The organism is Micromonospora sp. CPCC 205554 (genome assembly GCF_036902745.1).
In the GTDB taxonomy this organism is placed as follows: Bacteria; Actinomycetota; Actinomycetes; order Mycobacteriales; family Micromonosporaceae; genus Micromonospora; species Micromonospora tulbaghiae.
On the sequence record NZ_JBAKHP010000044.1, the window covers coordinates 1 to 25724 of the forward strand.

The window sequence follows — 25724 nt, forward strand, 5'->3', positions numbered from 1 at the left end:
GGGACGGCCGGGGGTGCCCGTCGCTCGGGGATGTAACGACGACCGGGCCGGGCCGATTCCCCGACCTGCCCGTGGGTGCCGCCGGGTGTCCGGCGCTCAGTCCCTGGTGCCCGGGCGGTCAGCCATGTACAACGCCCCGCGCCCGCCACCGATTCCACCCCCACGATGGCACCGACCACACCCACGCCCCCACACCGAACCGGACACCGCACACCAACCCCGTCACGCCGTCGCCCGGGCGGACGGCATCACTACGCGATCTTGCACTTTGGTCCTCAGTGATCCTGCGCAAAGCGGACATATCGCGGGCATCAAGTGCAAGATCGCGGAAGTGTCGGATGCCCGGCCGGAGGGCTAGAGGGTGTTCCGTCCGCGCAATGAGATCGGCAGGCCACATGATGGGAGCCGAGAGAGACCTTGGTACGAAAGGGCCCTCATAGGGGCCGTTTCCTACCAAGATCTGCGAAGGGCTTGGAGTGGGCGGGCGCGTCGGTCGGGCGGGACCGGGCGGGACACGCACTCCTGACGCGGCGACCCGTGTGGCGGCGGGGGAGTGCACCCCGGGTGGGGCGGGGTGGGGGTGGTGTCCGAGAGTGGGGGTGTGCGATATCTGCGCAGTGACGGTCGCGTCGCCATCCGCCGTCCCCGTCCGGCCGACGAGGCGGAGTTCGTCGCCGCCGCCCGGCGCAGCCGCGACCTGCACCATCCGTGGCTGTCCGCGCCGGACGACGCGCAGCGGTACGCGGCGTACCTGCGCAAGATCCGGGGGCGGGACAGCTCCGGGTTCCTGCTCTGCGACCGGGAAACCGGCGAGATCGCCGGATACGCGAACATCAGCGGCATCGTGCTCGGCGCGTTGCGCGGTGGTTACCTCGGATACGCTGCGTTCCGGCCGTACGCGGGCACCGGGCACGCCTCGGCGGGGGTGCGACTGGTGATCGAGTACGCCTTCGGGCCGCTCGGTCTGCACCGGCTGGAGGCGAACATCCAGCCCGGCAACGAGCCGTCGAAGCGGCTGGCGCGCCGCCTCGGCTTCCGGCTGGAGGGGTTCTCCCCGGACTACCTGTTCATCGACGGCGCGTGGCGCGACCACGAACGCTGGGCGATCACCGCCCCGGACCGGGCCGCGCCACCGCCGAACTGACTCGCGCCCGGTGGACCGACCCGCCGGACACCGGACCCGGGAGGGGCCCGGCGTCGCGGGCGTGCTCGACCGGCCTCAGCTACCGGGCTTCGGGAAGGCGACCGGGCTGCGGTGCCCGTCCCGGTCCACCGCGCGTACGCCGAAGAACACGTTGTCCTTGGACAGGTCGATGGTCACCTCGGTGACGTCGCCGACCGGCAGCACCTTCTGCCACTGGTCGGCGGTGGTCTCCCGCCACACCACCTCGTACCCGGCCAGGTCCGGCTCGGGCCCGCGCTGCCACCGCAACGTGGTGTCGTTGGTCAGGTTCGTGGTCACCACCGTGACGCCCTTGGGCGTGCCCGGCGCCTGGGCCAGTGACCACAGCGTCGCGGCGTTCACCCGCGCCACCCGGGTGATGTAGCCGAAGTCGCAGAACTCGGGCAGGTCGCCGTACTGCACCCCGTCGACGACCCGCACGTCCTGGTGCTTGTGGGCGAAGTCCTCGTTCGGCTCGGTGAACCGGCCGGCTGGCCACCCCTCGCGCAGGAACGAGATGTGTCGCTGCCGCGCAGGTAGCGGTCCCGCCGGTAGATGACGCGTACGTCCATGCCGGTGGCGGAGTTCTCGGCCACGTCGGTGACGAACCGGGCGAGCTGCCGCGACGGTGAGTCGTTCTCGCCGCCGACGGACTGCCGCACGCTCGCCTCGGCCGGTGTCTCGGCGGTCGGCACGCCCTCGGCGAACAACCGCACGGTACGCGGGTCGCGGCTGCCGTCGTCGGCGGTGCTGGACCCGACGATGTCGTTGCTGAACATCGCCTGCACGTCGGCGCCGGCCGCCTTCAGCTGCGCGGCCAGGTACGCCGAGCCGTACAGTCCCTGCTCCTCGGCGGCGACGGCGGCGAGCACGACGGTGGCCTCGGTGCGGCGGGTGGACAGCACCCGGGCGAGTTCCATCACCACCGCCACCCCGGAGGCGTCGTCGTCGGCGCCGGGCGCGTCGCTGACCGCGTCCATCACGTCGGTGGCCCGGGAGTCGTAGTGGCCGGTGATGACGTACACCCGCTCGGGCGTGACGTCGCCGCGCAGGGTCGCCACCACGTTGGTGATGGTGGTCGGGACGGGGATGCGGGAGGCGGGCTGCTGCACGTACGACTGCAGTTCGACGCTCATCCGGCCGCCGGACGCGGCCGCGTACCCGGAGAGCTGGGCGTGGATCCAGTCGCGGGCGGCGCCGATGCCGCGTACCGGATCGGTCTGGCTGGACAGGGTGTGGCGGGTGCCGAACGCGGCGAGCCGGCGCACGACGGCCTCGATCCGGCGGCTGTCGATCTCGCGCAGCAGCGCGGTCAGCTCCCGGCCGGGCCGCTGCGGACGGGCCGGACGGCCCGGGCCCGGGGGCGCGCCGGTCGCGGCGGCGGCCGGGGCGGCGGCGAGCGGGGTGGCGACGGCGGCGGCGGTGGCCGCGGCGGAGGCGGTGAGGAAGGTACGCCGGCTGGACCTCGTGGGCCGACCCTCGGCGGTCTCGTGGTTTCCCATCCCGGCATCCTCGCGCCGATCACGAGGAATGTCCATATAGCCGATGATGGATGGATCATGGGCACGTTTGTCGCAGGTCTGCCCGGGAACGGCAGAAGGCATGACGAAACCACGGGTGGTGATCGTGGGGGCCGGGTTCGCCGGGTACCACGCGGCCAAGACGTTGCGCCGACTGGCCCGCGACCGGGCCGAGATCGTCCTGCTGAACACGACCGACTACTTCCTCTACCTGCCGCTGCTGCCCGAGGTGGCGGCCGGCGTGGTGGAGCCGACCCGGATCGCGGTGCCACTCGCCGGCACGCTCGACGGCGTCCGCGTGGTGGTCGGCGAGGCCGACCGGGTCGACCTGCAGAACCGGTGGGTCGGCTACCGCTCCGTCGAGGGCGAACACGGGCAGCTCGCGTACGACCGGCTCGTGCTCAGCGTCGGCAGCGTCAACAAGCTGCTGCCGATCCCCGGCGTGACCGAGTACGCCCACGGCTTCCGCGGCCTGCCCGAGGCGCTGTTCCTGCACGACCACGTGGTCCGGCAGGTCGAGCTGGCCGAGCTGACCGAGGACCCGGCCGAGCAGCGCGCCCGCTCCACGTTCGTGGTGGTCGGCGCCGGCTACACCGGCACCGAGGTGGCCGCGCACGGGCAGCTGTTCACCGACCGGCTGATGGCCCAGCGCCCGCACCTGAACGTCCGGCCGCGCTGGATGCTGCTGGACGTGGCGCCCCGGGTGCTGCCCGAACTGGACCGGCGGATGTCCGTCACCGCCGACCGGGTGCTGCGCAGACGCGGCGTGGACGTGCGGATGGGCACCTCGGTCGCCGAGGCCACCCCGGACGGGGTGATGCTCACCGACGGCGAGTACGTCCCGACGTGCAGCCTGATCTGGTGCGTCGGCGTACGCCCCGACCCGTTCGTGGCCGAACTGGGGCTGCGCACCGAGAAGGGCCGGCTCGTGGTCGACGAGTTCCTCAACGTCCCCGGCTACCCGGAGGTGTTCGCCTGCGGCGACGCCGCCGCCGTGCCCGACCCGACCCGCCCCGGGCAGGTGTGCGCGATGACCGCACAGCACGCCCAGCGGCAGGGCAAGCTGGCCGCGCACAACATCGCCGCCTCGTACGGGCAAGGCGTGCGCAAGTCGTACAAGCACCACGACCTGGGCTGGGTGGTGGACCTGGGCGGCAAGGACGCGGCGGCGAACCCGCTGAAGGTGCCGCTGGCCGGGCTGCCCGCCAAGGCCGTCACCCGCGGCTACCACCTGCTGGCCATGCCCGGCAACCGTCCCCGGGTCGCGGCGGACTGGGCGCTGGACGCGACGCTGCCCCGGCCGGCCGTGCAACTGGGCCTCGTTCCGGCCAACGCGGTGCCGCTGGAGAGCGAGTCACCGGAGCTGGCCCGCCGCCGCTGAGCGCCGCAGCACCCGCCGGCCGGCCCTCACCCGCCGGCCGGCGGCCGTTCCGCCGTGATCGAACCGGCGGCCGGAGCGGTGTCGGGCGGACCCGCCGGTTCCGCCGGGCTGCCGTCGGCGGGCTGCGGCAGGGCCTGCCGCCCGGCCGGTACGAACTCGCGCAGCAGCACCTGCGCGATGCCGGCCGCCGGGATCGCCAGCAGCGCGCCCACCAGCCCGGCCAGCTCCACCGACAGCAGCACGCTGACCAGCACCGTCAACGGGTTCAACCGCACCGCGCGGGCCATGATGACCGGTTGCAGCAGATGGTTCTCCACCTGCTGGTAGACCACGAAGAAGACCAGCACCACGAGGCCGGCGGTGGGGGAGTGCAGGAACCCCGCGCCGGTCGCGGCGATCGCCCCGAGCGTGGCGCCGACGAGCGGGATCAGGTCGAACACGGCGACCGTCAGCGCGATCACGGCGGCGAACGGCACCCCGAGCAGGAACAGCACGAGGAACGTCAGGCCGCCGCAGATCACGCTGATCAGCAGGTTGCCGCTCAGGTAACCGGTGACGATCCGGGACGAGTCACGCCCGATGCGCCGCAGCCGCGCCGCCGGGCCGTCGCCGGTCAGCCGCAGGGTGGCGGCCACGATCTTCGGCGCCTCCAGGACCATCAGGTACGCCAGCACCACCACGGTGACCAGGGCGGCGACCGCCTGTGCCACGCTGCGGACCACCCCGACGGTCGGGTCGCCGAGCCGGGCGCCGTACCGGCGGAGCTGGCCGGGCTCGGCGTACCGGAGCAGGTGGAAGCGGTCCAGCAGCCGCCCGAGCGGTCCCTGCCCGGCCTGCGCCTCGCGTACGAGGTCCGGCGCCCGGTCGGCGAACCGGCCCACCTCGTCCACCAGCGGCACCACGATCAGCGCGCCGACGGCGGCGAACAGCGCGAACGCGGCCAGGAAGACCAGCAGCGTGGCGAGCGCGCGGCGGCGTACCCGCCGTTCGAGACGGTCCACGAGCGGTTTGAGGGCGACCGCGAAGAAGACCGCCACCAGCCCCCACACCAGCACCCGGCGGGTGGCCCAGACCAGCGCCAGCCCGATCACCGTGGCGAGGACCAGGCCGATCACGATCAGCGTCCGGCGCGCGGTGGACCGATCGTCGGCGGCGCTCATCCGGCGCGGCTACCCGCGACGCCGGTGCGGAAACCCGGCTCAGCCCAGGTCCGCGTCGGTGACCGGGAGGGCGCCGGCGGCGAACGCGTCGAGCGTCGCGGCGTGCAGCACCGTTCCGGGCACCGGGTCGGCGGCGACGCGGGTGGCGAGCCGGACCACCGGCAGCCGCCCCGCGGCGGGCGAGGCGGCCAGCACCACGTTGCCGTACCGGCGCCCGCGCAGCATCCGCCGATCGGCGACCAGGCACACGTCGGCGAGGACCGCGCGTAGCGTGGCCACCTGCGCCCGGGTGTGCGCCAGCGGCGGCAGATCGGTCAGGTTGATCAGATAGAGGCCGTCCGGGCGCAGCACCCGGGCCACCTGCGCGGCGAACTCGAGCGCGGCCACGTGCGGCGGCATCCGCGCCGCCCGGTACACGTCGGCCACCACCACGTCGTACGCCCCGGACGGCTCCCCGGCGAGCGCCTCCCGGGCGTCGCCGAGCGCCACCACCACCTCCGGCGGCAGCGGCGGCAGCTTCCGCCGGACCAGCTCGACCACGGCCGGATCGCGCTCGATCACCCGCTGCGCCGAGCCGGGCCGGGTGCGCGCGAGCCAGCGCGGCAGCGTGAGCGCGCCGCCGCCGAGGTGCAGCGCGGTCAGCGCCGCGCCGCGCGGGGCGGCCACGTCGATCGCGGCGGCGATCCGCCGCACGTACTCGAAGTGCAGGTACCGGGCGTCGGCCACGTCCACGTACGACTGCTCGACCCCGTCGGCCAGCAGCGTGCGCCCGGACGGGCGGGCCGGGTCCACCACGATCTCCAGGGTCTCGGCGTCGTCGTGCTCCACGGCGGGACACGGTACCGCGCGGCCACGGGCGGCCCCGGCCCGCGTGGGACCGGGGCCGTCCCGCCGCCGGCTCAGCCGGCCGCCATCCCGGCGCCGGCCTCGTCGACTGCCGCGTCCACCCGGTGCGCGAGGTCCACGTCCGCCGCCGTCACGCCGTCGACCTGCTGGGTCCGGACCGTCAGCACGGCGCTGTCCGGGTCCGGCCGCCCGATCTGCGGCGACCGTCCGACGTCGGACTTGAGCCGGTCCAGCCGGTCGAGCACCCGGTCCAGGTTGCCGCCGGGCAGCTCGATCGTGCGCACGAGCGACCGCCGGTCGCTGGACCAGTAGGGCAGCGTCGCGAGCGCGTCGCGCAGCTCCGCCTCGGTCAGCGGCGCGGTGGCCGAGGACGCGCCCACCAGGCCGCCGCCGAAGTCGGTCGGCCCGAGCAGGTCACGCAACTCGTCGGGTACGCGCAGCGACTCGACCAGATCCGCGTCGGCCTCGGCGAGCGCGCCGAGCGTCGCCTCGGCCTGGTAGCGCGCCTGCTCCGGGGTGAGGCGGCTGTACCGGCCGACCTCGGCCAGGAAGCCGGGCAGGTCGCGGCGGGGTTCCATGCCGTACACCGGCACCACGTCGTGCAGGGTCAGCGGCACCGCCTCCAGCAGCCGCTCCCGTTCCGCCTCGTCCAGCGCCTGGGCCAGGGCCAGCACGGTGCCCTCCGCCGCGACCTTGGCCGTGGTGAAGTCCACCCCGGCGCGCCGGCTCACGTCGTCGACGAGATCCCGGTAGCTCATCGAGATCCCGGGTGACGGCGCCGGGTCCGGCAGCGGGCGCTGCTGCTCCGCGACGGCGACCGGCGGCGGCGCGGGGCCACCCCGGGTGCTGTCCGGCTTGTGCCGTCCGGCCGGCGGCGGGCCGGACCGGTCGTGCTGGTCCAGCGAGGTGACCTGCTTGGACGCGCTCAGGCTGGCACCGGTCTGGCTCGGCCGCAGCCCTCGTTCGCGGGCCTCGCGGGCCAGAGCCCGCCGGCGCTGGTTGTCGCCCTCCATCTGCTTGCGCATCGTCGCACCTCGTTCCTGGGTCGGTTTGCGCTTGCGCCGACCGGGTTCCCGGCGCTGCCGGGAAGGTAACGGCGGACCGCCCGGCGGACGCTTCACTCGCTGCGGGTGAGGAGCGCTCACCCCGGCGGGCGGCAGGCTCGGACGGACCGGACAACTTCCGACGCACGCGGAAGGGCAGGTCGACATGAAACGGATCGTGGAGATCGTCCCCGCTCGTCCCGGCTGGTACGCCCGCTGGCGGATCGGCCCGGACGCCACCCGCTCCTACCCGGTGACCCTCTGGGCCCTGCTGGAGCACCACGACGGCAGCGGACGCGAGGTGGTCGGCGTCGACTGTGTCGGGCAGTGGCCCGGGGCGGACGACGACGACATGAGCGGGGACTTCGTCCGTTACCTGTTCCAGACGCCTGATTCCGGCGCGCCGGAGGACGTCGAGCCTCCGCTCGCGGGGCAGTCGCGCGACGGGGCGCCGCACCGGCAGACCGCGCCCGCCGCCTGAGCCATCCTCCCGGCCCCCGGCCCCTGGTCCCAGGGTCGGGGGCCACCCCTGTCCACCGGATGCCCCGCCGGCGCAGCCGGGTCGGGTCAGCCCACCTCGCGGACGCCGCCGGTCAGGTCGCGCGGCGGGGCGGCCAGCAGCTCGGCCAGACCGGTGCGGTCCAGCAGGTGCTTGATCTGCGGGTTCAGGTTGAACAGGCGGATCGCCCCGGTGCCGGCTCGGTGGATCACCACGAGCGCGCTCAGGCCGGAGGAGTCGCAGAGGTCCACCCCGGCGAAGTCGAGTTCCAGCTCCTGGTGACCGTCGCGGCGCAGCTCCGCCACGGCCTCGACGAGTTCCGGCGCGGTGTCGAAGTCCAGCTCCCCGGCCAGCCGCACCCGGGCGGAGCCGGCTGCGAGCCGGTCCACCTCGACGGTCAACGTCTGGGAGGGCACGTTTCCATGTTCCCAGCCGGGCACCGGCGGGAAACCCCCGGGGTCACGCGGACGCGGCCGAACCCGGCGCGAGGTGGCCGGGTGCGTCGTCGACCGGCGAGCGGTCGAGCAGGCCGGTGACGCCGGTCAGGTCGAGGATCGTCTCCAGGAAGCGCGGCACCGCGCGCAGCTCGATGACGGTGCCGGCCTGCTGGCCCTCCCGCCAGGCGTGCACGATCACGGACAGGCCGGTGCTGTCCATGAACTGCAGGTCGCCGAAGTCGAACACCAGCGTCGTCGGCCTCCCGGCGAGCAGCTTGTCGATCTCGGCGCGCAGCGGGGCGGCCGTGGCGTACGCGAGGTCACCGCCGACGACGACCACCGGGACGGCCGGGTCGGATCGATCCACGGAGATGCTCAGCGGGCTCGCCTCGGGCCTTCTCCGTTGAGGAACCACGTCATGCCTTTCCGCGGGGCTGCCGGCCGGGACCGGGATGACAGGATCGTAACAACAGCGGCATCACCTCGCTGGATGCGCGAGCGGGCCGGCACCGCCGTGAGGTGGCGGTCCCGCCATTCCGGCGTAGGGTGGGCGGTGAGACGTGACCACAGGCGCCAGGTCCGGCGCCCCCGGGTGCCGACGAGGAGAGTGGGGCTCAGCTGGTGACTGCTGCCGACGTCAGGGGTGCCGACCCGGGCGACGGACGGATCTCCACGCCGAGTGCCGCACGGGCTCCGGCGTGGTCCGCCGCCGCGCCGGTGCCGTCCGCCCTGCCGCCGCTGGCAGCCGACCGCGACCTCACCGTCCCGAACTGGTCCGAGGTGGTCGAGCACTTCCGCGAGGGCCTGGTCGTCTGCGACGCCGACGGTGTGGTCCAGCACGTGAGCCCGGTCGCGGAGCGGCTGATCCCCGAGGTGACGCCCGGTGAGCTGCTGGCCGCCGCCGGGCCGGCCCCGCTGCGCGGCGACGGCCCGGCCGAGTTCACCCACCGCGGTCGGCGGCTGCGCGTACGCCCGGTCGCGTTGTCCCACCGCCGTCGCTGCTGGTACGTCGACGACGTCACCGAGAGCGTCAGCCGGGCCGACGCGCTGCTCGCCGAGCGGGCCCGCTCGGCGTTCCTCGCCGTGGTCGGGGAGAAGCTCGGCAACCCGCTGCACCCGGACCGGGCCGCCGCCGCCGTGGTGCGCCTGGCCGTGCCCACGGCGGCCGACGTGGCGGTCCTGGTGCTCGCCCCCCGCTCCGGCCGCGCCCGCTGGTGGCGGGCGGTACGCGCGGACGACCGGCCGCCGGTGGTGGACAGCGGGATGCTGCCCGCCCCGGCCCTGCCCGCGGCCATCGAGGCCGGCCTGTCCGGCGGCGAGCCGCACGAGCTGGACTGGCTGGTCGAACAGGCCGCCGAGGCGGGCTGGCTGCCCGGTCTGGACGCCTCCGGCGCGACCGCCCGGGTGGTGCCGCTGCCCGGCCGGGAGGCACCGGCCGGCGCGCTGCTGGTGGCCCGGCGGGCGGACCGCTGGTACGACGAGGCCGACGTGGACCTGGTCCGCGCGTTCGCGGCCCGGGCCGGCGCGGCGCTGACCACCGCCATGCTCTACCGCGACCAGGCCGAGGTCGCCGACACGTTGCAGGCCAGCCTGCTGCCGGTCGAGCCGGCTCCCGCGTCCGGCGTGCAGTGGGGCACCGCGTACCGGCCGGCGCAGGCGGGGCTGCGCATCGGCGGCGACTTCTACGGCTCGCACCGGCTCGCCGACGGCGGCTCGGTCTTCTTCCTCGGCGACGTGTCGGGCAAGGGCGTGGAGGCGGCCGTGTTCACCGGCCAGCTCCGCCAGTGCCTCCAGGCGCTGCACCGGGTCGAGAGCCAGCCGGGGCGGCTGCTGAAGCTGCTCAACGACGCGCTGCTGGAGACCACGCAGGCGCACGGGCAGGGCCGGTTCGCCACCATGGTGCTCGGCGTGGCCCGGCCCGACCGCGACGGCGGCCTGACGCTGACCCTGGCCGGCGGCGGGCACCTGCCGCCGCTGGTGCTGCGGGAGTCCGGCGAGGTCGAGGTGGTGCCGCTGCGCGGCATGCTGATCGGCGTGGTGCCCGATCCCCGCATCGGCGAGGTGACGGTGCAGCTGGCGCCGGGGGAGACCTGCCTGTTCTACAGCGACGGGGTGACCGAGGCGCGGGGCGGGCTACGCGGCGACGAGCAGTTCGGCGCCGAGCGGCTGCTGAACGCCGTGAGCGGCTGTCACCGGATGCCGGCGCCGGCGCTGGCCGAGCGGGTCGAGCAGGTGACCTGCGACTGGCTCGCGCACGGCGACCACGACGACATCGCCGTGCTGGCGCTGCGGGCCACCGGCCCGGCCGGGCGGGCGTCGCGGCACCTGCACGCCGTGCCGGACCTGGCCGGGACCGAACGAACGAGGGAGCTGTCCGCGTGACCGTGCCGACCGTCGGGGCCGACCCGGGCCACGCCTTCGCCAGCTATCTGGAGTGCCTGGCCGACGCCGACGAGTCCGCCGCCGTGGCGGTGGCCCGTAGGCTGCTGGAGGCGGGCGTGCCGGCCGAGCGGGTGCTGCTGGACCTGGTCGCCCCGGCCCAGGCCGAGGTGGGCGACCGCTGGGCCCGTAACGAGTGGAGCGTCGCCCAGGAGCACGCCGCCACCCACATCAGCGAGCGGGTGGTGGCCGCGGTGGCCGCGTACGCCGATCCCTGCCCGACCCGGGGTCGGATCGTGGTGGCCTGCATGGACGGTGAGTGGCATGCGCTGCCGGCCCGGCTGGTGGCCGAGGTGCTGCGGCTGCGCGGCTGGCAGGTCGTCTTCCTCGGCGCCAGCGTCCCGGCCGCGCACCTGGTGTCCTACCTGCACCGGTACGACGCGGAGGCGGTCGCGCTCGCGTGCGCCCTGCCGATGCGCCTGCCGCACGCCCACCGGATGGTGGAGGCGTGCCGCCGCTCCGACGTGCCGGTGGTGGTCGGTGGCCGGGGCTTCGGCGACGACGGCCGCTGGGCCCGCGTGCTCGGTGTGCCGTGGGCGCCGGACGCGCCGGCCGCGGCGGACCTGGTGGCCGACGAGCGGGCGCTGCGCGAGGCGCCGCCCGCGCGGCTGGACCACCTGGCCGACGACGAGTACGCGAGCCTGGTCAAGCGGCGCGGAGAGCTGATCGACAGCGCCCTGGCCGACCTGCGGGAGCGGGTGCCGTCGACCGCGGACTACACGCCCGCGCAGCTCGACTCCACGATCAGCGACCTCGGCTACATCGTGGACTTCCTGGCCGCCGCGCTCTACGTGGACGACGCGACGCTGTTCACCGCGTTCGTCGAGTGGCTGGTGGAGATCCTGGTCAGCCGCGGGGTGCCGGCGGGCGCGGTGGGGCTGACGCTGGAGCACTATGGACAGCAGCTGCGCGACTTCCCGCGCGCGGCGGCCTTCCTCGACCGGGGCCGCGCTCTGGTGGGCGGGCTGTCGGCGGCGGGCCGCTGACGGGCGCCGGGGCGGCCGTCGCATATACTTGCACCACTGCAAGGGTTTCCGGTGGTGGGAGCGAGGGGGGCCACTGTGACGTTCGCCGTCACGTACGCCCAGCGGGACGGGGGCGGCGTCCGCCTCCGGCTGGCCGGCGAGCTCGACCTCGGCACGGCCGCGGAGTTGAACTCGACGATCGACCGGCTGGTCGCCGAGGGGCACCGTGAGCTGCTGCTCGATCTCACCGAACTGACGTTCTGCGACTCCAGCGGCATCGCGGCCTTCGTCCGGGGCGACAATCTCGTCGCCGCCGACGGCGGCTGGCTGCGGCTCACCGGGGCGACCGGCCGGGTGGCCCGGGTGCTCCAGGTGACCGGGCTGGCCGAGGTGCTCCACCACGGCAGCGACACCGCCGACCCGACCGCGCCGGCCGCCTCCTGATCCGGTACATTTCCCCGCCAGCAGCCGGCCGTGCGGCCGGACGCCCTCCTCACCACGAAGCAGGTAAACCGATGGGTCAGACCAGCCCCAGCCCCGTTCGCATCCTGGTGGTGGACGACGACCCGGGCGACGTCCTGATGATCGAGGAGGCGCTCGCCGACTCGGACGTCGACAAGGTCATCGACGTGGTCGCCGACGGCCAGGAGGCGATGGAGTTCCTCCGCCGCGAGGGCCGGCACACCGAGGCGCAGCGCCCGGACGTGATCCTGCTCGACCTGAACATGCCCCGGATGGACGGGCGGCAGGTGCTCGGCGAGGTCAAGGGTGACGAGAGCCTGCGGACCATCCCGATCGTCGTGCTGACCACCTCCAACGCCGACACCGACGTGGTCAGCAGCTACACGTTGCAGGCCAACGCGTACGTGACGAAGCCGATCGACCTGGACGACTTCAACGACGTGGTGCGCCGGATCGACGAGTTCTTCGGGCGGGTGGTCGTGCTCCCGAAGCACCCGTAGGGGCGGGAAGTCCGGGCCACCGCATCCTGAACATTTTGCGGGAACGGCCGCGCCCGGGAGTGCCCGGACCGCAGGATCGGCAGGTGGGGACGCACACCGGCTGCCTGGGGGGCGACGCATGAGGTTCTCGGTGGTGGAGACCGGCTACGACAGACGTCAGGTCGACGCCTGCCTGGACGAGCTGAGCCTGCGGCTGGGGCGGCTGGCGGCGCGTGCGGAGGGCGCCGCAGGGGCCGGCCGGGAGTGGGACCAGATCCGGTCGGACGCCCTGCACCTGTGCGACTTCCTGCATCGCCGTGCCGCCCCGGTCGAGGCGGGCCCGTCCCGCCCGTCGGCCGCCGAACGGGAGGCCGCGGAGCTGCTGGCGCAGGCCCGCGCCGAGCTGGAGGCCGCGCGCGAGGAGGCCCGCCGGCTGCGGGAGGAGGCGTACGCCGAGGCGGTGCGGGCGCGCCGCGAGTTCGAGGCGGCCCTGCTGGCGCGCCGGCGCCGCGAGTCCCGGGTCGACGAGATCCTGGCCGGGGCACGGGGTGAGCGGGTGGCGGTGGACACGCCCACCGCCGCGGCGAGCGTACGGCCCGGTGGCGCCGGGCGCAGCGCCGCCTGATTCGCGCCGGGTCAGACCAGCGCCGCCACCACGGTCGTGGCGCGCTTCTCGTGCCGGGCGTACGCGTCGGGGTAGGCGGACACCTGCACCGCCTGGGCGGCGGCGGTGACGCTCATGTCCTCCCAGCCCGGCACCTCGCGCAGCGCGGCGTAGAAGGCGCGGGCCGCGTACGCCGGCCGCATGAGCTGGGCGACCGTGCCCCAGCCGCTGCTGGGGCGCTGCTGGAACAGCCCGACCGAGTCGTGGTCGGATCCGCTGCCCTGGTGCGGGTGGTCGAAGGACTCCGGCAGCACGTCGCTGGCCAGGTTGTAGAGGTTGCTCTCCTGCATGGCGGTGGCCACGGCGACGACCAGGGCCCGGCGGGGCATCTTCATCTCCCGGCCCACGTCGACGATGGCCTTGGCGTTGTCCATCTGCCGCTGGTCGAGCCCGGCGACCGGCCGGGGGCGCTCGGGCGGCACGGGCTTGCGCGGCGGCTTCTTCGTGGCGGGGGTGGCGCTGGGCGTGGGAGCCGGCGGCGGCAGGGCCGCGGCGGCCGGTGGCGCGACCCGGGTGAAGTCGCGGGAGGCGCGCTGGTCGGCGGCGGCCCGGTCGGCGACCGCCTCGCGTACCTCCAGGTGCGCCGGGCCGGTCTCGCCGACGCCGGCCACGCCGATCAGGCCGAGGCAGCAGGTGACGCCGGTGGCCACCGCGATCCGGCCGGGTACGGACCGGGCCGGTCCGCGCCGTGGCGGTTCCGGGGCGCGGTGACGTCCCACTCTCCGTTCGGCTGATGCCGGGTCAATCGTTCGGCGAACCGGGCGGTTGGCGGGCAACGGCTGATGATCGGGGTGGTCGGGATGCACCCGCCGAGGCTAGAAAGCTTCCGGCCCTTTGCCATCGGGGTGATTGGTGGCATGCGCCACAATCTGCCGGATTCGCGGGTGGCATTCGGGGTGGCGGATCATGAAAACCGCCAACCTCGCGTACCCGGAAGAATGCCTATGTCGGTTTCGACGGTGTGAAACGGACGTCGGGGCGAGCCGGTGGCGGGGTACGCCCAGATCCTCCGTTCGGCCGAGGGTGCCCTGGTCGGGCGGCCCCCGTCCGGCGGCGGTCCGCCGACGACCGGGATCGACTGCTCACGATCCGGCGCCAGGGCTGTGGATCATGGCGAGGCCGCCGCGCGACGACCGGGGCGCTCGATACGATTCCGACGGTGACGGAGCGGATGGTCGACGAGCGCCCGCCCGGCCCCCGCAGCCGGCGCGGCACGATCCTCGTCGTCTGCGCCGTGCTGCTCGCGCTGCTGCTGGCCGGGCACCGGGCGGTGCCGAACGTCAACGGCCTGGGCAGCCTGGTGGACAGCGTCACCCCGCTGCTCGGGATCGCCGTACCGCTGCTCGCGCTCGCGGCGCTGCTGCGCCGCTCCCGGCCGGCGTTGCTGGCGGTGCTGCTGCCGGCCGTGGTCTGGGCCGGGCTCTACGGCCGCGCGTGGCTGCCCCCGGCCGCCGGCGCGGACGGCGCCGCGGTCCGCGTGGTCAGCCAGAACCTGCGCGAGGGCAACCCCGACCCGGCCGCCACCGACGGCGCGCTCACCGGCGACGCCCCGGACCTGATCGGGCTCCAGGAGGTCGCCGACGGCGACCGGGTGGCGCCCGTGCTGGCCGAGCGCTACCCGCACCGGGCGGTGGTGTCGACCGTCGCGCTGTGGAGCCGGTGGCCGATCCGCGAGGCGCACGGCGTCGACACCGGGCTGGGCTGGGACCGCGCGCTGCGGGCCGTGGTCGCCGCGCCCCGGGGCGACCTGACCGTGTACGTGGTCCACCTCGGCTCCGCGCGGGCCGGGCACACCGCCACCCGGGACCAGACCGTCGCCGCGCTCGCCGACGCCGTGCGCGCCGACCCGGCCGACCGGCTGGTGGTGCTCGGCGACCTGAACACCGCCACCACCGACCGGGTCTTCGACCCGCTGACCCGGCTGCTCGGCGACGCCCAGGCCGAGGCCGGGCAGGGATTCGGCTTCACCTGGCCGGCGGAGCTGCCGGTCACCCGCCCCGACCACGTCCTCTACCGGGGACTGACGCCGACCGCCGCCGGGGTGCTGCGCACCCCGGACAGCGACCACCGGGCGGTGACCGCCGGCTTCCGCTGGTGAACGCTCAGTGCCGGCCGTTCTCCGCCGGGGTCACGGTGAGCCGGTGCCGGCTCGGGTCGCCGCTGGAGAACGGCCAGAGCCGGTCGGCGTACGCCACCAGGTCGGCCAGCTGGTCCCGGGTCAGTCCCGCCGAGGAGATCTCGGCGTGCACGTCGGCCCGGTAACGGCCGTCGTCGTCGCGGCCCAGCTTCGCCTCGGCGGTCACCTGCACGGTGTGCGCCTCGTCGGTGATCTCCCCGGCCGCCTCCACCGCCGCGTGGTGCAGGCAGGAGGCGAACGCCGCGGCCAGGAGCTGCTCCGGCGTCAGACCGGTGCAGTGCGGCGCCAGCGGGGACGCCAGGGCGGAGGAGAGCCCGCCGTCGTCGGTGCGTACGTGACCGCCCGCCGCGGTCGCCGTGGCCGTCTCGGCCAGCCAGGAACTCGGATCCGGCATCGCGTTCCTCCCGTCACTCACCGGACCGCGTTCCCGGACCCCGAGCGGCGAAACCGCGCCCGGGCAGGCAGTAGGAGCGCTCAGCCGGCCCGGCCGCCCGGCGCGGAGTCGACGGCCATCGCCTCGGTGGCCTCGGCGGCGGCCCGGCTGGTCCACGGCGACACCTGCGGCGCGCGCTGCCGGGGCAGCACCGCGGTCATCGGCACGTAGACCCGGGCGTCCACGGCCTCGGCCAGCAGCAACGCGGCCATCGGGCTGGTCGGCCGGGCGCCCGGGTCGGCGTCGAGGCAGCGGCGGCACAGCTCGGCCACCTCGCCCGGCAGACCGGGAATCTCGGGCAGCGGGCGGGGCGGCCGGCGGCGGCGCGACCCGAGCAGCTGGGTGGTGCTGCCCGCCTCGTACGGCAGCTCGCCGGTGAGGCAGTAGTACAGCAGCACGCCGAGGGCGTACATGTCGGCGGCCGGGGTGGCGGGCTGCCGGTCGAGCTGTTCCGGCGCCAGGTACGCCGGGGTGCCCACCACGACGCCGTCCGGTGTGTGGTCGGTCGCGCCGGCCGGGGTGGCGATGCCGAAGTCGAGCACCTTCACCCCGCACGGGGTGAGGATCACGTTCGCGGGCTTCACGTCCCGGTGCACGATCCCGTGCGCGTGCGCGGCGGCGAGCGCGGCGCACACCTCGGCGCAGACCCGCACCGCGATCCGCCAGTCCAGCGGCCCGTTGCGCAGGTGCGCGGCGAGCGTCTCGCCCTCGGCCAGCTCCATCACGATGTACGGCACCGGCCGCCCGTCCGGCAGCGTCGCGGTGCCGAAGTCGTGCACGCTCGCCACGTTCGGGTGCACCAGCCGCGCCGCCGAACGCGCCTCGGCCCGGATCCGTTGCACCGAGCCGGCGTCGCCGTCGAGCGCGGGCGAGATGAGCTTCACCGCGACGGTCCGGTCCAGCACGCGGTCGTGCGCGCGCCACACCTCCGACATGCCGCCCAGGCCGGCCCGCTGTTCGAGCTCGTACCGCCCGCCCAGCGTCCTCATCGCCCACTCCTCGCCTCGTCCGGTGCCCTCCGGTCCCGCTACCCGGCCCCGGAGCTGTGCAAACCGCAGAGGGTTCGCACCGCGGCGGGGTAGCTTCGCGGCGAGGGCGTCGACGGACGGAGGGCAGCGGTGGCCGTGGTGCGCGTACGGTTCGTCGGCGGGCCGGCCGACGAGCTGACCCGGGAGCTGCCCGCCGGGCCGGACGGCGCGCCGCCGCCCCGGTGGGTGCTGCGTCATCCGGAGGAGCCGGCCGAGGGGGTGGCCGACCACCTCTACGAGCGCGACGACCGCGCGTCGCCCGGTGGCTGGACGATGCGGTACGTGCACACGTTCCCGTTCGGAGCGACCGAGTGAGGTCCCGCAGCGGCCGGACGCGAGGCGTCAGGCCGGCCGGACGCCGGTGGTGCCGAGGATGACCGAGGCGACCAGCTCCGGGTCGTCGTGCATCGGCACGTGCCCGCAGCCGGGCAGGTCCAGGTGCCGGGCGCCGGGCAGCCGGGTACGCGCCAGCGCGGCCTGCCGGTACGGCAGGATCCGGTCCCGCGTACCCCACGCGACGGTCACCGGCACGGTCGGCGCGCCCGCGTAGGCGTACCCCCGTCCGGCGCGGGCGACGGCGCGGAACGCCCGTGCCTGGCGCAGCGCCCGGGCGTCGGCGAGCGCGTCGTCCAGTGCCATCCGGTTGGGCCGCGCCAGGATCATGCCCATCGCCAGCATGCGCAGCGCGGGCGCGGCGAACAGGCGGCGCAGCACCGGCTCGGGCAACCGGGCCGCGTTGCGGTGCAGGGAGAGCACGGTCAGCGCCCAGCGCAGCTCCCGCGCGGTGCAGAACCCGGCCGGCGACAGCGCGGTGGCCGACGAGACCACCCCGAGCGCGGCCAGCTCCAGCGCGATCGCGCCGCCGAGGCTGTTGCCCGCGACGTGCGGGCGCTCCAGCCCGAACGCGGCGAAGAGTTCGGCCATGGCCGCGGCGAGGCCGGGCATGTCGGCGGGCAACCCGGCTGCGGGCACCGGGGAGCGGCCGAAGCCCGGCAGGTCGACGGCGATCACGTCGTGCGCCTCGGCGAGGCGGTCCATCACCGGCCGCCAGGCGGCCCAGTGGTGACCGATGCCGTGCAGCAGCACCAGGGCGGGCCCGGCGCCGCGCCGCTCGTAGACGACCTCCAGCGGCGTGGTCACGGCCGCCCCTGCGGCGTGCTGACGCCGAAGCCCCGGCCCAGCGCCCGGGACTGCTCCTCGATCAGCGGCACGGTGGCCCGGGCGGTGCGGCCCACCAGCCGGTCGGCCAGCGGGCTGACCAGCACCGATCGCATCGCCTGCACGCCGGCCACGGCGCGCGGCACGTACACCCGGCGGCTGCGGCGCTCGATCGCCCGGACGAACGCCTCGGCGCACTCGGTCACCGTGGTGGTGCGCCGCAGCGGCCAGGGCAGCTTCGCCAGCGCCGTTTCGAAGGCCGGCAGGTCGGCGCGCGCCTCGCGGACCAGGTCGGTGTCCACCCACGACGGATGGGCGGTGCCCACCGCCACGCCCCGGTGGGCCAGCTCCAGCCGGACCGCGTTGCCGAACTGCTCGACCCCGGCCTTGGAGGCGCAGTAGGCGGCCATGCCGGGCAGCGCGGCGAACGCCGCGGCCGAGGAGACGATCAGCAGGTAGCCGCCCCGGTCGACGAGCGCGGGCACGGTCGCCGCCGCGGTGCGCATCACCCCGATCAGGTTGACCTCGACGGTACGCACCAGCGCCTCGACGTCGCCGACGGCGATCGTGCCGCGGTTGGCCACCCCGGCGTTCGCCACCACCGCGTCGATCCCGCCCAGCGTCGCCAGTGTCCCGTCCACCGCCGCCGCGAGGGCGTCCTGGTCGGTCACGTCGGCGGCGAACCAGGCGTGCCCCGGGCCCAGCTCGGCGGCGAGCGCGGCGAGCCGGTCGGGTTCCAGCCCGACGAGGGACAACCGGGCACCGCGGGCGGCCGCGAGCCGGGCGGTGTGCTCGCCGATGCCCCGGGCCGCGCCGGTCACCAGCACCACCTTGCCGGCCATTCGGCCGGACACACGACCATCGATGGACATGCCGGGAAGTTACCACCGGGTAGCCCGGGTGCGGAAGACCCGGCGGCGCCTGCCCGGATCGCCACCGTACGGCGCGCACAGCTGGTACACAGGATCGGGACAGCCCGGCGACAGCGGGTCCGCCCACGATGGGGGCATGGTCATGAACGCGCAGTCCGCGCAGGGCCGCATCGAACTGCGCCGACCGGACGGCGAACCGGTGCGGGTGCTCGTCGTCGACGACGAGCCGACACTCACCGACCTGCTCTCGATGGCCCTGCGGTACGAGGGCTGGCAGGTCGCCACCGCCGGAAGCGGCATGGCGGCGGTCACCACCGCCCGCCAGTTCCGCCCGGACGCCGTGGTGCTCGACGTGATGCTGCCCGACCTGGACGGCTTCCAGGTGCTGCGCCGCCTGCGCGAGCAGTCCCCGAGCGTGCCGGTGCTGTTCCTCACCGCCCGCGACGCGGTGGAGGAACGCGTCGCCGGGCTCACCGTCGGCGGCGACGACTACGTCACCAAGCCGTTCAGCCTGGAGGAGGTGATCGCCCGGCTGCGCGCGCTGCTGCGCCGCTCCGGATTCGCGGTCGCCGCCCGCCAGGAGGCGGTGCTCACCGTCGGCGACCTCACCCTCGACGAGGACAGCCACGAGGTACGCCGCGGCGACGACCTGATCACCCTCACCGCCACCGAGTTCGAGCTGCTGCGCTACCTCATGCGCAACCCGCGCCGCGTGCTCAGCAAGGCGCAGATTCTCGACCGGGTGTGGAACTACGACTTCGGCGGCCAGGCCAACGTGGTCGAGCTGTACATCTCGTACCTGCGCAAGAAGATCGACGCGGGCCGCGCGCCCATGATCCACACCCTGCGCGGGGCGGGCTATGTCCTCAAACCCGCCGAGTGACAGGCGCGGCCGGCTGCGCCGCCGCCTGGCCGGCTGGTCGCTGCGCCGCCGCCTGGTGCTCGCCGTGGTGGCGCTGCTCGCGCTGGTCAGCGTCGGCATCGGCGGCCTGACCACAGTCGCGCTGCGGCACTTCCTGGTCGACCAGATCGACAACCAGCTCACCTTCGGCGACCGGCGGCCCGCCGACTTCGAACGCTGGGCCCGCCGCGGCATCGACCCGCCGCGCCCGGACCAGCGGCCCGCCCCGCCGGACTCCGACGAGGTGGCGCCGGACCCCCCGGGCGGCTTCCCGCCGGGCTCCATCGCGGTCCGGGTGCCCGCCACCGCCGAACCCGCCGGCCGGGTCCGCTCGGAGAGCGGCGGCAGCGAGGAGGTGCCCGCCGCCGACCTGACCGCGCTGGCCCGCGTACCCGTCGGCGACCGCCCGCACACCGTCTCCGTCGGCGACCGGGGGGACTACCGCGCGATCGCGCTGCCGTCGCCGCGCGGCGACGGCGACGTGCTGGTCCTCGCGATCCCGCTGGCCCAGGTCGACGACACCGTCATGTGGATGCTCGTCGCGCAGGCCGGGGTGATCGGCGCCGGACTGGTCATCGCCGGCGCCCTCGGCCTGCTCATCGTCCGGGCCACGCTGCGGCCGCTCAACCGCGTCGCCGCAACCGCCGCCCGGGTCACCGAACTGCCGCTGGACCGCGGCGAGGTCGCCCTGTCCGTGCGGGTGCCGGCCGCCGACACCGACCCCCGCACCGAGGTCGGGCAGGTCGGCGGCGCGCTCAACCGGATGCTCGGCCACGTCGCCGCCGCGCTCGCCGCCCGGCAGGCCAGCGAGACCCGGGTACGCCAGTTCGTCGCCGACGCCAGCCACGAGCTGCGCACCCCCCTGGCCGCCATCCGCGGGTACGCCGAGGTGGCCCGCCGGGGCCGCCAGGAGGTGCCGCCCGACGTGGCGCACGCGCTGCGCCGCGTCGAGTCGGAGAGCACCCGGATGACGAGTCTCGTCGACGACCTGCTGCTGCTGGCCCGGCTGGACTCCGGCCGCCCGCTCGCCGCCGAGCCGGTCGACCTGACCGCCATGGCGGTCAACGCGGTCAGCGACGCGCACGTCGCCGGCCCCGGCCACCGCTGGCAACTCGACCTACCCGACGAGCCGCTCACCGTCACCGGCGACGCCCACCGGCTGCACCAGGTGCTGGCGAACCTGCTGGCGAACGCGCGGGTGCACACCCCGGCCGGCACCACCGTCACCGTCCGGCTCGCGCCCGCGCCCGGCGGCGTCGAGCTGCGCGTCACCGACGACGGGCCGGGCATCCCGGAGCAGTTGCAGCCGGAGGTCTTCGAGCGGTTCGCGCGCGGCGACAGCTCCCGCTCCCGCGCGCAGGGCAGCACCGGCCTGGGCCTGGCCATCGTCGCCGCCGTGGTGGAGGCGCACCACGGCCGGGTGGACGTGGTCAGCCGGCCCGGCCACACCGCGTTCACGGTCTGGCTGCCGGGATCCACAGCCGACGCATAGGCGGCTCACGGGAGCGGGCCAGCGGACCCGCCGAGGCTTGCCGGCATGGACAGAACCGAGAGCCTGCTGACCGCGCCCGCGGCCGGACCACCCGGCACCGAGCCGGCCCCCGTGGCCGTACCCCCGGAGACCCGCACCGGCTCCGATCCGCGCTGGGCCCGGCCGGCCCTGCTCGGCCTGCTGGTCGTGACCGCCCTGCTCTACCTGTGGGGACTGGGTGCCTCCGGCTGGGCCAACGCGTTCTACTCGGCCGCCGTGCAGGCCGGGTCGCAGAGCTGGACGGCGTTCTTCTACGGCTCGTCCGACGCGGCCAACTCGATCACGGTGGACAAGACCCCGGCGTCGCTCTGGCTGATGGCGCTCTCCGTACGGATCTTCGGCCTGAGCGGCTGGTCGATCCTGGTGCCGCAGGCGCTGCTCGGCGTCGCCTCGGTCGGCGTGCTGTACGCGACGGTCCGCCGCTGGTACGGCCCGGCCGCCGGCCTGCTCGCCGGCGCGGTGCTCGCGCTCACCCCGGTGGCGACGCTGATGTTCCGGTTCAACAACCCGGACGCGCTGCTGGTGTTCCTGCTCGTCGCCGCCGCGTACACGACGGTGCGCGCGGTCGAGACGGCGAGCACCCGGTGGATCGTGCTGACCGGCGTGCTCGTCGGCCTCGGCTTCCTCACCAAGATGCTCCAGGCGTTCCTGGTGATCCCGGTCTTCGCCGGGGTCTACCTGCTGGCCGCGCCGACCGGCCTGGGACGGCGGATCCGCCGGCTCCTGCTGGCCGGGCTCGCCGTGGTCGTCTCCGCCGGCTGGTGGGTGGCGATCGTCGAGCTGGTGCCGGCGAGCGCCCGCCCGTACATCGGCGGTTCGCAGAACAACAGCATCCTTGAGCTGACGCTGGGCTACAACGGCCTGGGCCGCATCACCGGCGACGAGGTGGGCAGCGTCGGCGGCGGTGGCGGCCGGCCCGGCGGGGGAGGCGGCGGACCGTTCTCCGGCCAGACCGGGCTGCTGCGGATGTTCGACACCGAGGTCGGCGGGCAGATCTCCTGGCTGCTGCCGGCCGCGCTGATCCTGCTGGTCGCGGGGCTGTGGCTGGCGGGGCGGGCGCCGCGTACCGATCGCACCCGGGCCGGTCTGCTGCTGTGGGGCGGCTGGCTGCTGGTCACCGGCCTGATCTTCAGCTTCATGTCCGGGATCTTCCACGCGTACTACACGGTCGCCCTGGCCCCGGCGGTCGGCGCGCTCGTCGGCATCGGCGTCACGCTGCTGTGGCGCGCCCGCTCGGCACCGGGGCGGTGGCGCCGGACCGCCGCCACGGTGGTCCTGGCCGGCACGCTGGCGGTCACCGCCTGGTGGTCCTGGCACCTGCTCGGCCGCACTCCCGACTGGCACCCCTGGCTGCGCCCCACGGTGCTGGCCCTTGGCCTGACGGCAGCAGCCCTCCTGGCCGTCTCGGCATTCCTCACCCGCCCTCACCGGACCGTCCCGTCCTCCCCGCCCTCTCCCGGCTCCCCGCCCGCCCCGCCCTCTCCCGGCTCCCCGCCCGCCCCGGTGATCAAGGAGTTTGTGTCCGGAAGCGGCGCTCAGGGTGACCCGAACTCCTTGGTCAACTCCGGGGCGGGGGCGACGGCGGGGCACCGGGCCGGGTTCGCCGGGCGGGTTGTGCGATGGGTCGTGCCGGTGGTGGCCGTCGCCGGGATCGCGGTGGCGCTGGCCGGGCCGGCCGCGTACGCGATGCAGACCGCTGCCACCCCGCACAGCGGCTCGATCCCGAGCGCCGGGCCGGCGGGAGCGGGCGGCTTCGGTGGCCCCGGTGGACCGGGCGGGCGGATGCCGGGCGGCGGGAACGGACAGTTCCCGGGCGGGACCGGGCAGGTCCCCGGCTTCCCGGGCGGCCCGAACGGCACCGGCCCGAACGGCACCGGTCCGAACGGGACGGGTTCGGACGGCACCGGCCAGGACGGCGGGGCGAGCGCCGGCGGATTCCCCGGCTTCCCGGGCGGTGGCCAGGCTCCGGGCGCACCCGGCGGCACCGGCCAGGACGGCGGCACCGGCCAGGACGGCGGCACCGGCCCGAACGGTGGCACCGGGCAGGACGGCGGTGACGGCAACGACGGTGTCTGGCCGGAGGGCGGCACGGGCCGGGACGGCCGGGGACAGCGTGGCGGCATGGGCGGGCTGCTCGACGCCCGCGAGCCGAGCGCCGAGATGACCGCGCTGCTCACCGCCGACGCCGACGACTACACCTGGGTCGCCGCCACGGTCGGCTCGAACAACGCCTCCGGCTACCAGCTGGCCACCGGCCGGCCGGTCATGCCGATCGGCGGCTTCAACGGCAGCGACCCGTCGCCGACGCTCGCCCAGTTCCAGCGCTACGTCGCCGACGGGCAGATCCACTACTTCCTCGGCGGCGGCGGGTTCCGGGCCAACGGCGGCAGCAACGCCTCGGCCGAGATCGCCGCCTGGGTCGCCGAGAACTTCACCGCGACCACCGTCGACGGCGTGACCGTGTACGACCTGAGCAGCGGAAAGCAGGGCTGAGCGATGACTGACACGTACGCGCCCCGGGCCGCCGTGCAGGCGCGGCCCGCCGCCGGCAGCGCGGTGCTCGACGTGGTGGTTCCGGTGTACAACGAGGAGGCCGACCTCGGCCCCTGCGTCCGGCGGCTGCACGCGCACCTGACCGCGCACTTCCCGTACCCGTTCCGGATCACGGTGGCCGACAACGCCAGCGTGGACGGCACTCCGGCGGTGGCGCGGGCGCTCGCCGACGAGCTGCCCGAGGTGGGGGTGCTGCGCCTGGACGAGAAGGGCCGCGGGCGGGCGCTGCGCGCCGCGTGGTCGGCCTCGCCCGCGCCGGTGCTCGCGTACATGGACGTGGACCTGTCCACCGACCTGGCCGCGCTGCTGCCGCTGGTCGCGCCGCTCATCTCCGGGCACTCCGACCTGGCCATCGGCACCCGGCTGGCACGGACCAGCCGGGTGGTCCGGGGCGCCAAGCGGGAGGTCATCTCGCGGGGCTACAACCTGCTGCTGCGCGGTGCGCTCGCGGCGCGTTTCTCCGACGCCCAGTGCGGGTTCAAGGCGATCCGCGCCGACGTGGCGGCCGAGCTGCTGCCGCTGGTCCGCGACACCGGCTGGTTCTTCGACACCGAGCTGCTGGTCCTGGCGCAGCGGGCCGGGCTGCGCATCCACGAGGTGCCGGTGGACTGGGTGGACGACCCGGACAGCCGCGTCGACATCGTCGCCACCGCGCTCGCCGACCTGCGCGGCATCGGGCGGCTGGGCCGGGCGCTGGTGACCGGGGCGCTGCCGCTGGCGCAGTTGCGCGCCCAGCTCGGCCGTGGGCCGCTGCCGGCACCCCCGGCGCAGGTGCCGGTCGGGTTGCCCCGGCAGGTCGCCCGGTTCGCCGCGGTGGGCGTGGCGAGCACGCTCGCGTACCTGCTGTTGTTCCTGCTGGCCCGCGGCCCGCTCGGCGCGCAACCGGCGAACCTGCTGGCGCTGCTGCTCACCGCGGTCGCCAACACGGCGGCCAACCGGCGGCTCACGTTCGGGGTCACCGGGCGCCGGCACGCCGGCCGCCACCACCTCCAGGGGCTGCTCGCGTTCGCGCTCGGCCTGGCCCTGACCAGCGGCTCCCTGGCGCTGCTGCACGCCACCACACCCCCGAGTCGCGGATGGGAGCTGACCGTCCTGGTGGCCGCCAACCTGGCCGCGACGGCCCTGCGCTTCCTCCTCCTCCGCCTGGCCATGCACCACCGCCCCTGACCCCCCGCCCTTCTCGGAACATCCCGTCGATCATGAGGTTGGCGGCGCGACACGCCGGGCGCCGATGCCGTCAACTTCATGATCGACGAGGAGGTGGCAGGGTTGGGGTGTGTACCGGGAGTGGGGAGTGGCGGGGATTCCCGGCGGGGTGCTGTGGAGCAGCGTCTCCGGTGGGGGCGAGACGCGCGTGCTGCCGGACGGGTGCCTGGACCTGCTCTGGTCCAGCCGGTCCGGGCTGCTGGTCGCCGGCCCGGACCGCACCGCGCACCTGTCGCGGTCCGCGCCGGGGGACCGGTGGATCGGGCTGCGCCTGCCGCCGGGGACCGGCCCGGCCGTGTTCGGGGTGCCGGCCGAGGAGCTGCGGGACCGCCGCGTACCGCTGGCCGACCTGTGGGGCCGCCCCGCCGCCGAGGTGACCGAGCAGGTGGAGACGGCGCTCGCCGCGCCGATGCGCGGCGACGGGCCTGACGCCGTCAGCGCTGCCGACGCCCACGCCGCCGCCGTGCTGGTCCGGGTGGCGCAGGTCCGGCTGCGCGCGGCGGGCGGCCCCGACCCGGTCGGCGCGCGGGTCGCCGCCCGCCTGGCCGCCGGGGCCACCGTCGCCGCGACCGCCGCCGAGGTCGGCCTCGGCGAGCGGGCTCTGCACCGGCGCAGCCGGGCCCTGTTCGGGTACGGCCCGAAGACGCTGGCCCGCATCCTGCGGATGCGCCGCGCGCTGGACCTGGCCCGCACCGGCGCGCCGCTCGCCGAGGTGGCGGTGCGCAGCGGGTACGCCGACCAGGCCCACCTGACCCGCGAGGTGCGGGAGCTGGCCGGGGTGCCGCCGACCCGGCTGCTCGCCCCGGCCCGGAGCCGCCCGCACCCGAGCTGAACCGCCGGGAGCCGCG

The 25724-nt window shown here is 75.5% G+C and carries 27 protein-coding genes; 15 read left to right on the forward strand and 12 right to left on the reverse strand.

Annotated features, from left to right (window positions below; genetic code table 11):
- Positions 1–601 precede the first annotated feature (601 nt).
- On the forward strand, positions 602–1144 hold the full coding sequence (locus tag V6U82_RS29830; RefSeq protein WP_334467222.1) for a GNAT family N-acetyltransferase: 543 nt from the start codon (positions 602–604) through the stop codon (positions 1142–1144).
- Positions 1145–1219: 75 nt separating this feature from the next.
- On the opposite strand, the gene V6U82_RS29835 is transcribed toward V6U82_RS29830, so the two are convergent.
- Together V6U82_RS29835 and V6U82_RS29840 are read right to left on the reverse strand one after the other, a co-directional pair.
- Positions 1220–1603: a hypothetical protein gene (locus V6U82_RS29835; RefSeq protein WP_334467224.1), complete on the reverse strand. Its 384-nt coding sequence runs from the start codon at positions 1601–1603 to the stop codon at positions 1220–1222.
- Positions 1522–2664: a M20/M25/M40 family metallo-hydrolase gene (locus V6U82_RS29840; protein ID WP_334467226.1), complete on the reverse strand. Its 1143-nt coding sequence runs from the start codon at positions 2662–2664 to the stop codon at positions 1522–1524. Before V6U82_RS29840 ends, V6U82_RS29835 begins: the two co-directional genes overlap by 82 nt.
- Before the next feature lie 100 nt (positions 2665–2764).
- Here V6U82_RS29840 and V6U82_RS29845 point away from each other — a divergent pair, with 100 nt between their 5' ends.
- Complete coding sequence (locus V6U82_RS29845; protein WP_120570175.1) at positions 2765–4063, forward strand: NAD(P)/FAD-dependent oxidoreductase; 1299 nt, start codon at positions 2765–2767, stop codon at positions 4061–4063.
- A 26-nt stretch (positions 4064–4089) separates the two neighbouring features.
- On the opposite strand, the gene V6U82_RS29850 is transcribed toward V6U82_RS29845, so the two are convergent.
- The 3 genes from V6U82_RS29850 to V6U82_RS29860 all read right to left on the reverse strand — a co-directional run bounded on the left by V6U82_RS29850 (position 4090) and on the right by V6U82_RS29860 (position 7094).
- On the reverse strand, positions 4090–5223 hold the full coding sequence (locus V6U82_RS29850) for an AI-2E family transporter (RefSeq protein WP_334467229.1): 1134 nt from the start codon (positions 5221–5223) through the stop codon (positions 4090–4092).
- Positions 5224–5262: 39 nt separating this feature from the next.
- Positions 5263–6051, reverse strand: a complete 789-nt coding sequence (locus V6U82_RS29855; protein WP_334467231.1) for a spermidine synthase — start codon at positions 6049–6051, stop codon at positions 5263–5265.
- Positions 6052–6122: 71 nt separating this feature from the next.
- Positions 6123–7094: a DUF2267 domain-containing protein gene (locus V6U82_RS29860; RefSeq protein ID WP_334467233.1), complete on the reverse strand. Its 972-nt coding sequence runs from the start codon at positions 7092–7094 to the stop codon at positions 6123–6125.
- A 184-nt stretch (positions 7095–7278) separates the two neighbouring features.
- Here V6U82_RS29860 and V6U82_RS29865 point away from each other — a divergent pair, with 184 nt between their 5' ends.
- Positions 7279–7593: a hypothetical protein gene (locus V6U82_RS29865; protein ID WP_128138950.1), complete on the forward strand. Its 315-nt coding sequence runs from the start codon at positions 7279–7281 to the stop codon at positions 7591–7593.
- A gap of 86 nt (positions 7594–7679) precedes the next feature.
- Here the strand turns inward: V6U82_RS29865 and V6U82_RS29870 are convergent, their stop codons facing one another.
- Both V6U82_RS29870 and V6U82_RS29875 read right to left on the reverse strand, forming a co-directional pair.
- Positions 7680–8027, reverse strand: a complete 348-nt coding sequence (locus tag V6U82_RS29870) for an STAS domain-containing protein (RefSeq protein WP_334467235.1) — start codon at positions 8025–8027, stop codon at positions 7680–7682.
- Positions 8028–8070: 43 nt separating this feature from the next.
- On the reverse strand, positions 8071–8415 hold the full coding sequence (locus tag V6U82_RS29875) for an STAS domain-containing protein (RefSeq protein WP_334467236.1): 345 nt from the start codon (positions 8413–8415) through the stop codon (positions 8071–8073).
- 254 nt (positions 8416–8669) lie between these two features.
- On the opposite strand from V6U82_RS29875, the gene V6U82_RS29880 reads away from it, so the two are divergent.
- From V6U82_RS29880 to V6U82_RS29900, 5 genes are all read left to right on the forward strand, one after another.
- Entirely contained in the window at positions 8670–10430 is a 1761-nt protein-coding gene (locus tag V6U82_RS29880; RefSeq protein WP_334467238.1) for a PP2C family protein-serine/threonine phosphatase, read from the forward strand.
- Positions 10427–11473, forward strand: a complete 1047-nt coding sequence (locus V6U82_RS29885) for a cobalamin B12-binding domain-containing protein (protein WP_334467239.1) — start codon at positions 10427–10429, stop codon at positions 11471–11473. The genes V6U82_RS29880 and V6U82_RS29885 overlap by 4 nt, the downstream gene beginning before the upstream one ends.
- Before the next feature lie 75 nt (positions 11474–11548).
- Positions 11549–11896 (forward strand): STAS domain-containing protein, encoded by a 348-nt coding sequence (locus V6U82_RS29890; protein WP_128138895.1) that lies wholly within the window; start codon positions 11549–11551, stop codon positions 11894–11896.
- Positions 11897–11967: 71 nt separating this feature from the next.
- Complete coding sequence (locus V6U82_RS29895) at positions 11968–12414, forward strand: response regulator (RefSeq protein WP_013285990.1); 447 nt, start codon at positions 11968–11970, stop codon at positions 12412–12414.
- A 118-nt stretch (positions 12415–12532) separates the two neighbouring features.
- Entirely contained in the window at positions 12533–13018 is a 486-nt protein-coding gene (locus V6U82_RS29900) for an ATPase (protein WP_334467242.1), read from the forward strand.
- An 11-nt stretch (positions 13019–13029) separates the two neighbouring features.
- On the opposite strand, the gene V6U82_RS29905 is transcribed toward V6U82_RS29900, so the two are convergent.
- Positions 13030–13863 carry a hypothetical protein gene (locus V6U82_RS29905; protein ID WP_435121814.1) on the reverse strand — a complete coding sequence of 278 codons (834 nt, stop codon included), beginning with the start codon at positions 13861–13863 and terminating at the stop codon, positions 13030–13032.
- Between the two features lie 353 nt (positions 13864–14216).
- Here V6U82_RS29905 and V6U82_RS29910 point away from each other — a divergent pair, with 353 nt between their 5' ends.
- Entirely contained in the window at positions 14217–15155 is a 939-nt protein-coding gene (locus tag V6U82_RS29910) for an endonuclease/exonuclease/phosphatase family protein (protein ID WP_334467246.1), read from the forward strand.
- 4 nt (positions 15156–15159) lie between these two features.
- Here the strand turns inward: V6U82_RS29910 and V6U82_RS29915 are convergent, their stop codons facing one another.
- Both V6U82_RS29915 and V6U82_RS29920 read right to left on the reverse strand, forming a co-directional pair.
- Positions 15160–15588: an OsmC family protein gene (locus tag V6U82_RS29915; RefSeq protein WP_013285994.1), complete on the reverse strand. Its 429-nt coding sequence runs from the start codon at positions 15586–15588 to the stop codon at positions 15160–15162.
- Positions 15589–15668: 80 nt separating this feature from the next.
- Positions 15669–16616 (reverse strand): serine/threonine-protein kinase, encoded by a 948-nt coding sequence (locus V6U82_RS29920; protein WP_334467253.1) that lies wholly within the window; start codon positions 16614–16616, stop codon positions 15669–15671.
- Between the two features lie 129 nt (positions 16617–16745).
- Between V6U82_RS29920 and V6U82_RS29925 the strand changes: the two genes are divergently transcribed.
- Positions 16746–16970 carry a hypothetical protein gene (locus V6U82_RS29925; protein WP_128138885.1) on the forward strand — a complete coding sequence of 75 codons (225 nt, stop codon included), beginning with the start codon at positions 16746–16748 and terminating at the stop codon, positions 16968–16970.
- 27 nt (positions 16971–16997) lie between these two features.
- On the opposite strand, the gene V6U82_RS29930 is transcribed toward V6U82_RS29925, so the two are convergent.
- Together V6U82_RS29930 and V6U82_RS29935 are read right to left on the reverse strand one after the other, a co-directional pair.
- Positions 16998–17795 (reverse strand): alpha/beta fold hydrolase, encoded by a 798-nt coding sequence (locus tag V6U82_RS29930; RefSeq protein ID WP_334467255.1) that lies wholly within the window; start codon positions 17793–17795, stop codon positions 16998–17000.
- Entirely contained in the window at positions 17792–18685 is an 894-nt protein-coding gene (locus tag V6U82_RS29935; protein ID WP_334467257.1) for an SDR family oxidoreductase, read from the reverse strand. Before V6U82_RS29935 ends, V6U82_RS29930 begins: the two co-directional genes overlap by 4 nt.
- Before the next feature lie 136 nt (positions 18686–18821).
- Here V6U82_RS29935 and V6U82_RS29940 point away from each other — a divergent pair, with 136 nt between their 5' ends.
- From V6U82_RS29940 to V6U82_RS29960, 5 genes are all read left to right on the forward strand, one after another.
- Positions 18822–19568, forward strand: coding sequence for a response regulator transcription factor (locus V6U82_RS29940; protein WP_374667421.1), 747 nt, complete (start codon positions 18822–18824; stop codon positions 19566–19568).
- Positions 19546–21078 carry a sensor histidine kinase gene (locus tag V6U82_RS29945; RefSeq protein WP_334467259.1) on the forward strand — a complete coding sequence of 511 codons (1533 nt, stop codon included), beginning with the start codon at positions 19546–19548 and terminating at the stop codon, positions 21076–21078. The genes V6U82_RS29940 and V6U82_RS29945 overlap by 23 nt, the downstream gene beginning before the upstream one ends.
- 45 nt (positions 21079–21123) lie before the next feature.
- A complete protein-coding gene (locus tag V6U82_RS29950) occupies positions 21124–23610 on the forward strand; it encodes an ArnT family glycosyltransferase (protein ID WP_334467261.1) in 2487 nt (828 codons plus the stop codon).
- Between the two features lie 3 nt (positions 23611–23613).
- Positions 23614–24837, forward strand: coding sequence for a dolichyl-phosphate beta-glucosyltransferase (locus tag V6U82_RS29955; protein ID WP_334467263.1), 1224 nt, complete (start codon positions 23614–23616; stop codon positions 24835–24837).
- A 127-nt stretch (positions 24838–24964) separates the two neighbouring features.
- Positions 24965–25708, forward strand: a complete 744-nt coding sequence (locus V6U82_RS29960) for a helix-turn-helix domain-containing protein (protein WP_442933480.1) — start codon at positions 24965–24967, stop codon at positions 25706–25708.
- The last annotated feature ends 16 nt before the right edge of the window (positions 25709–25724 follow it).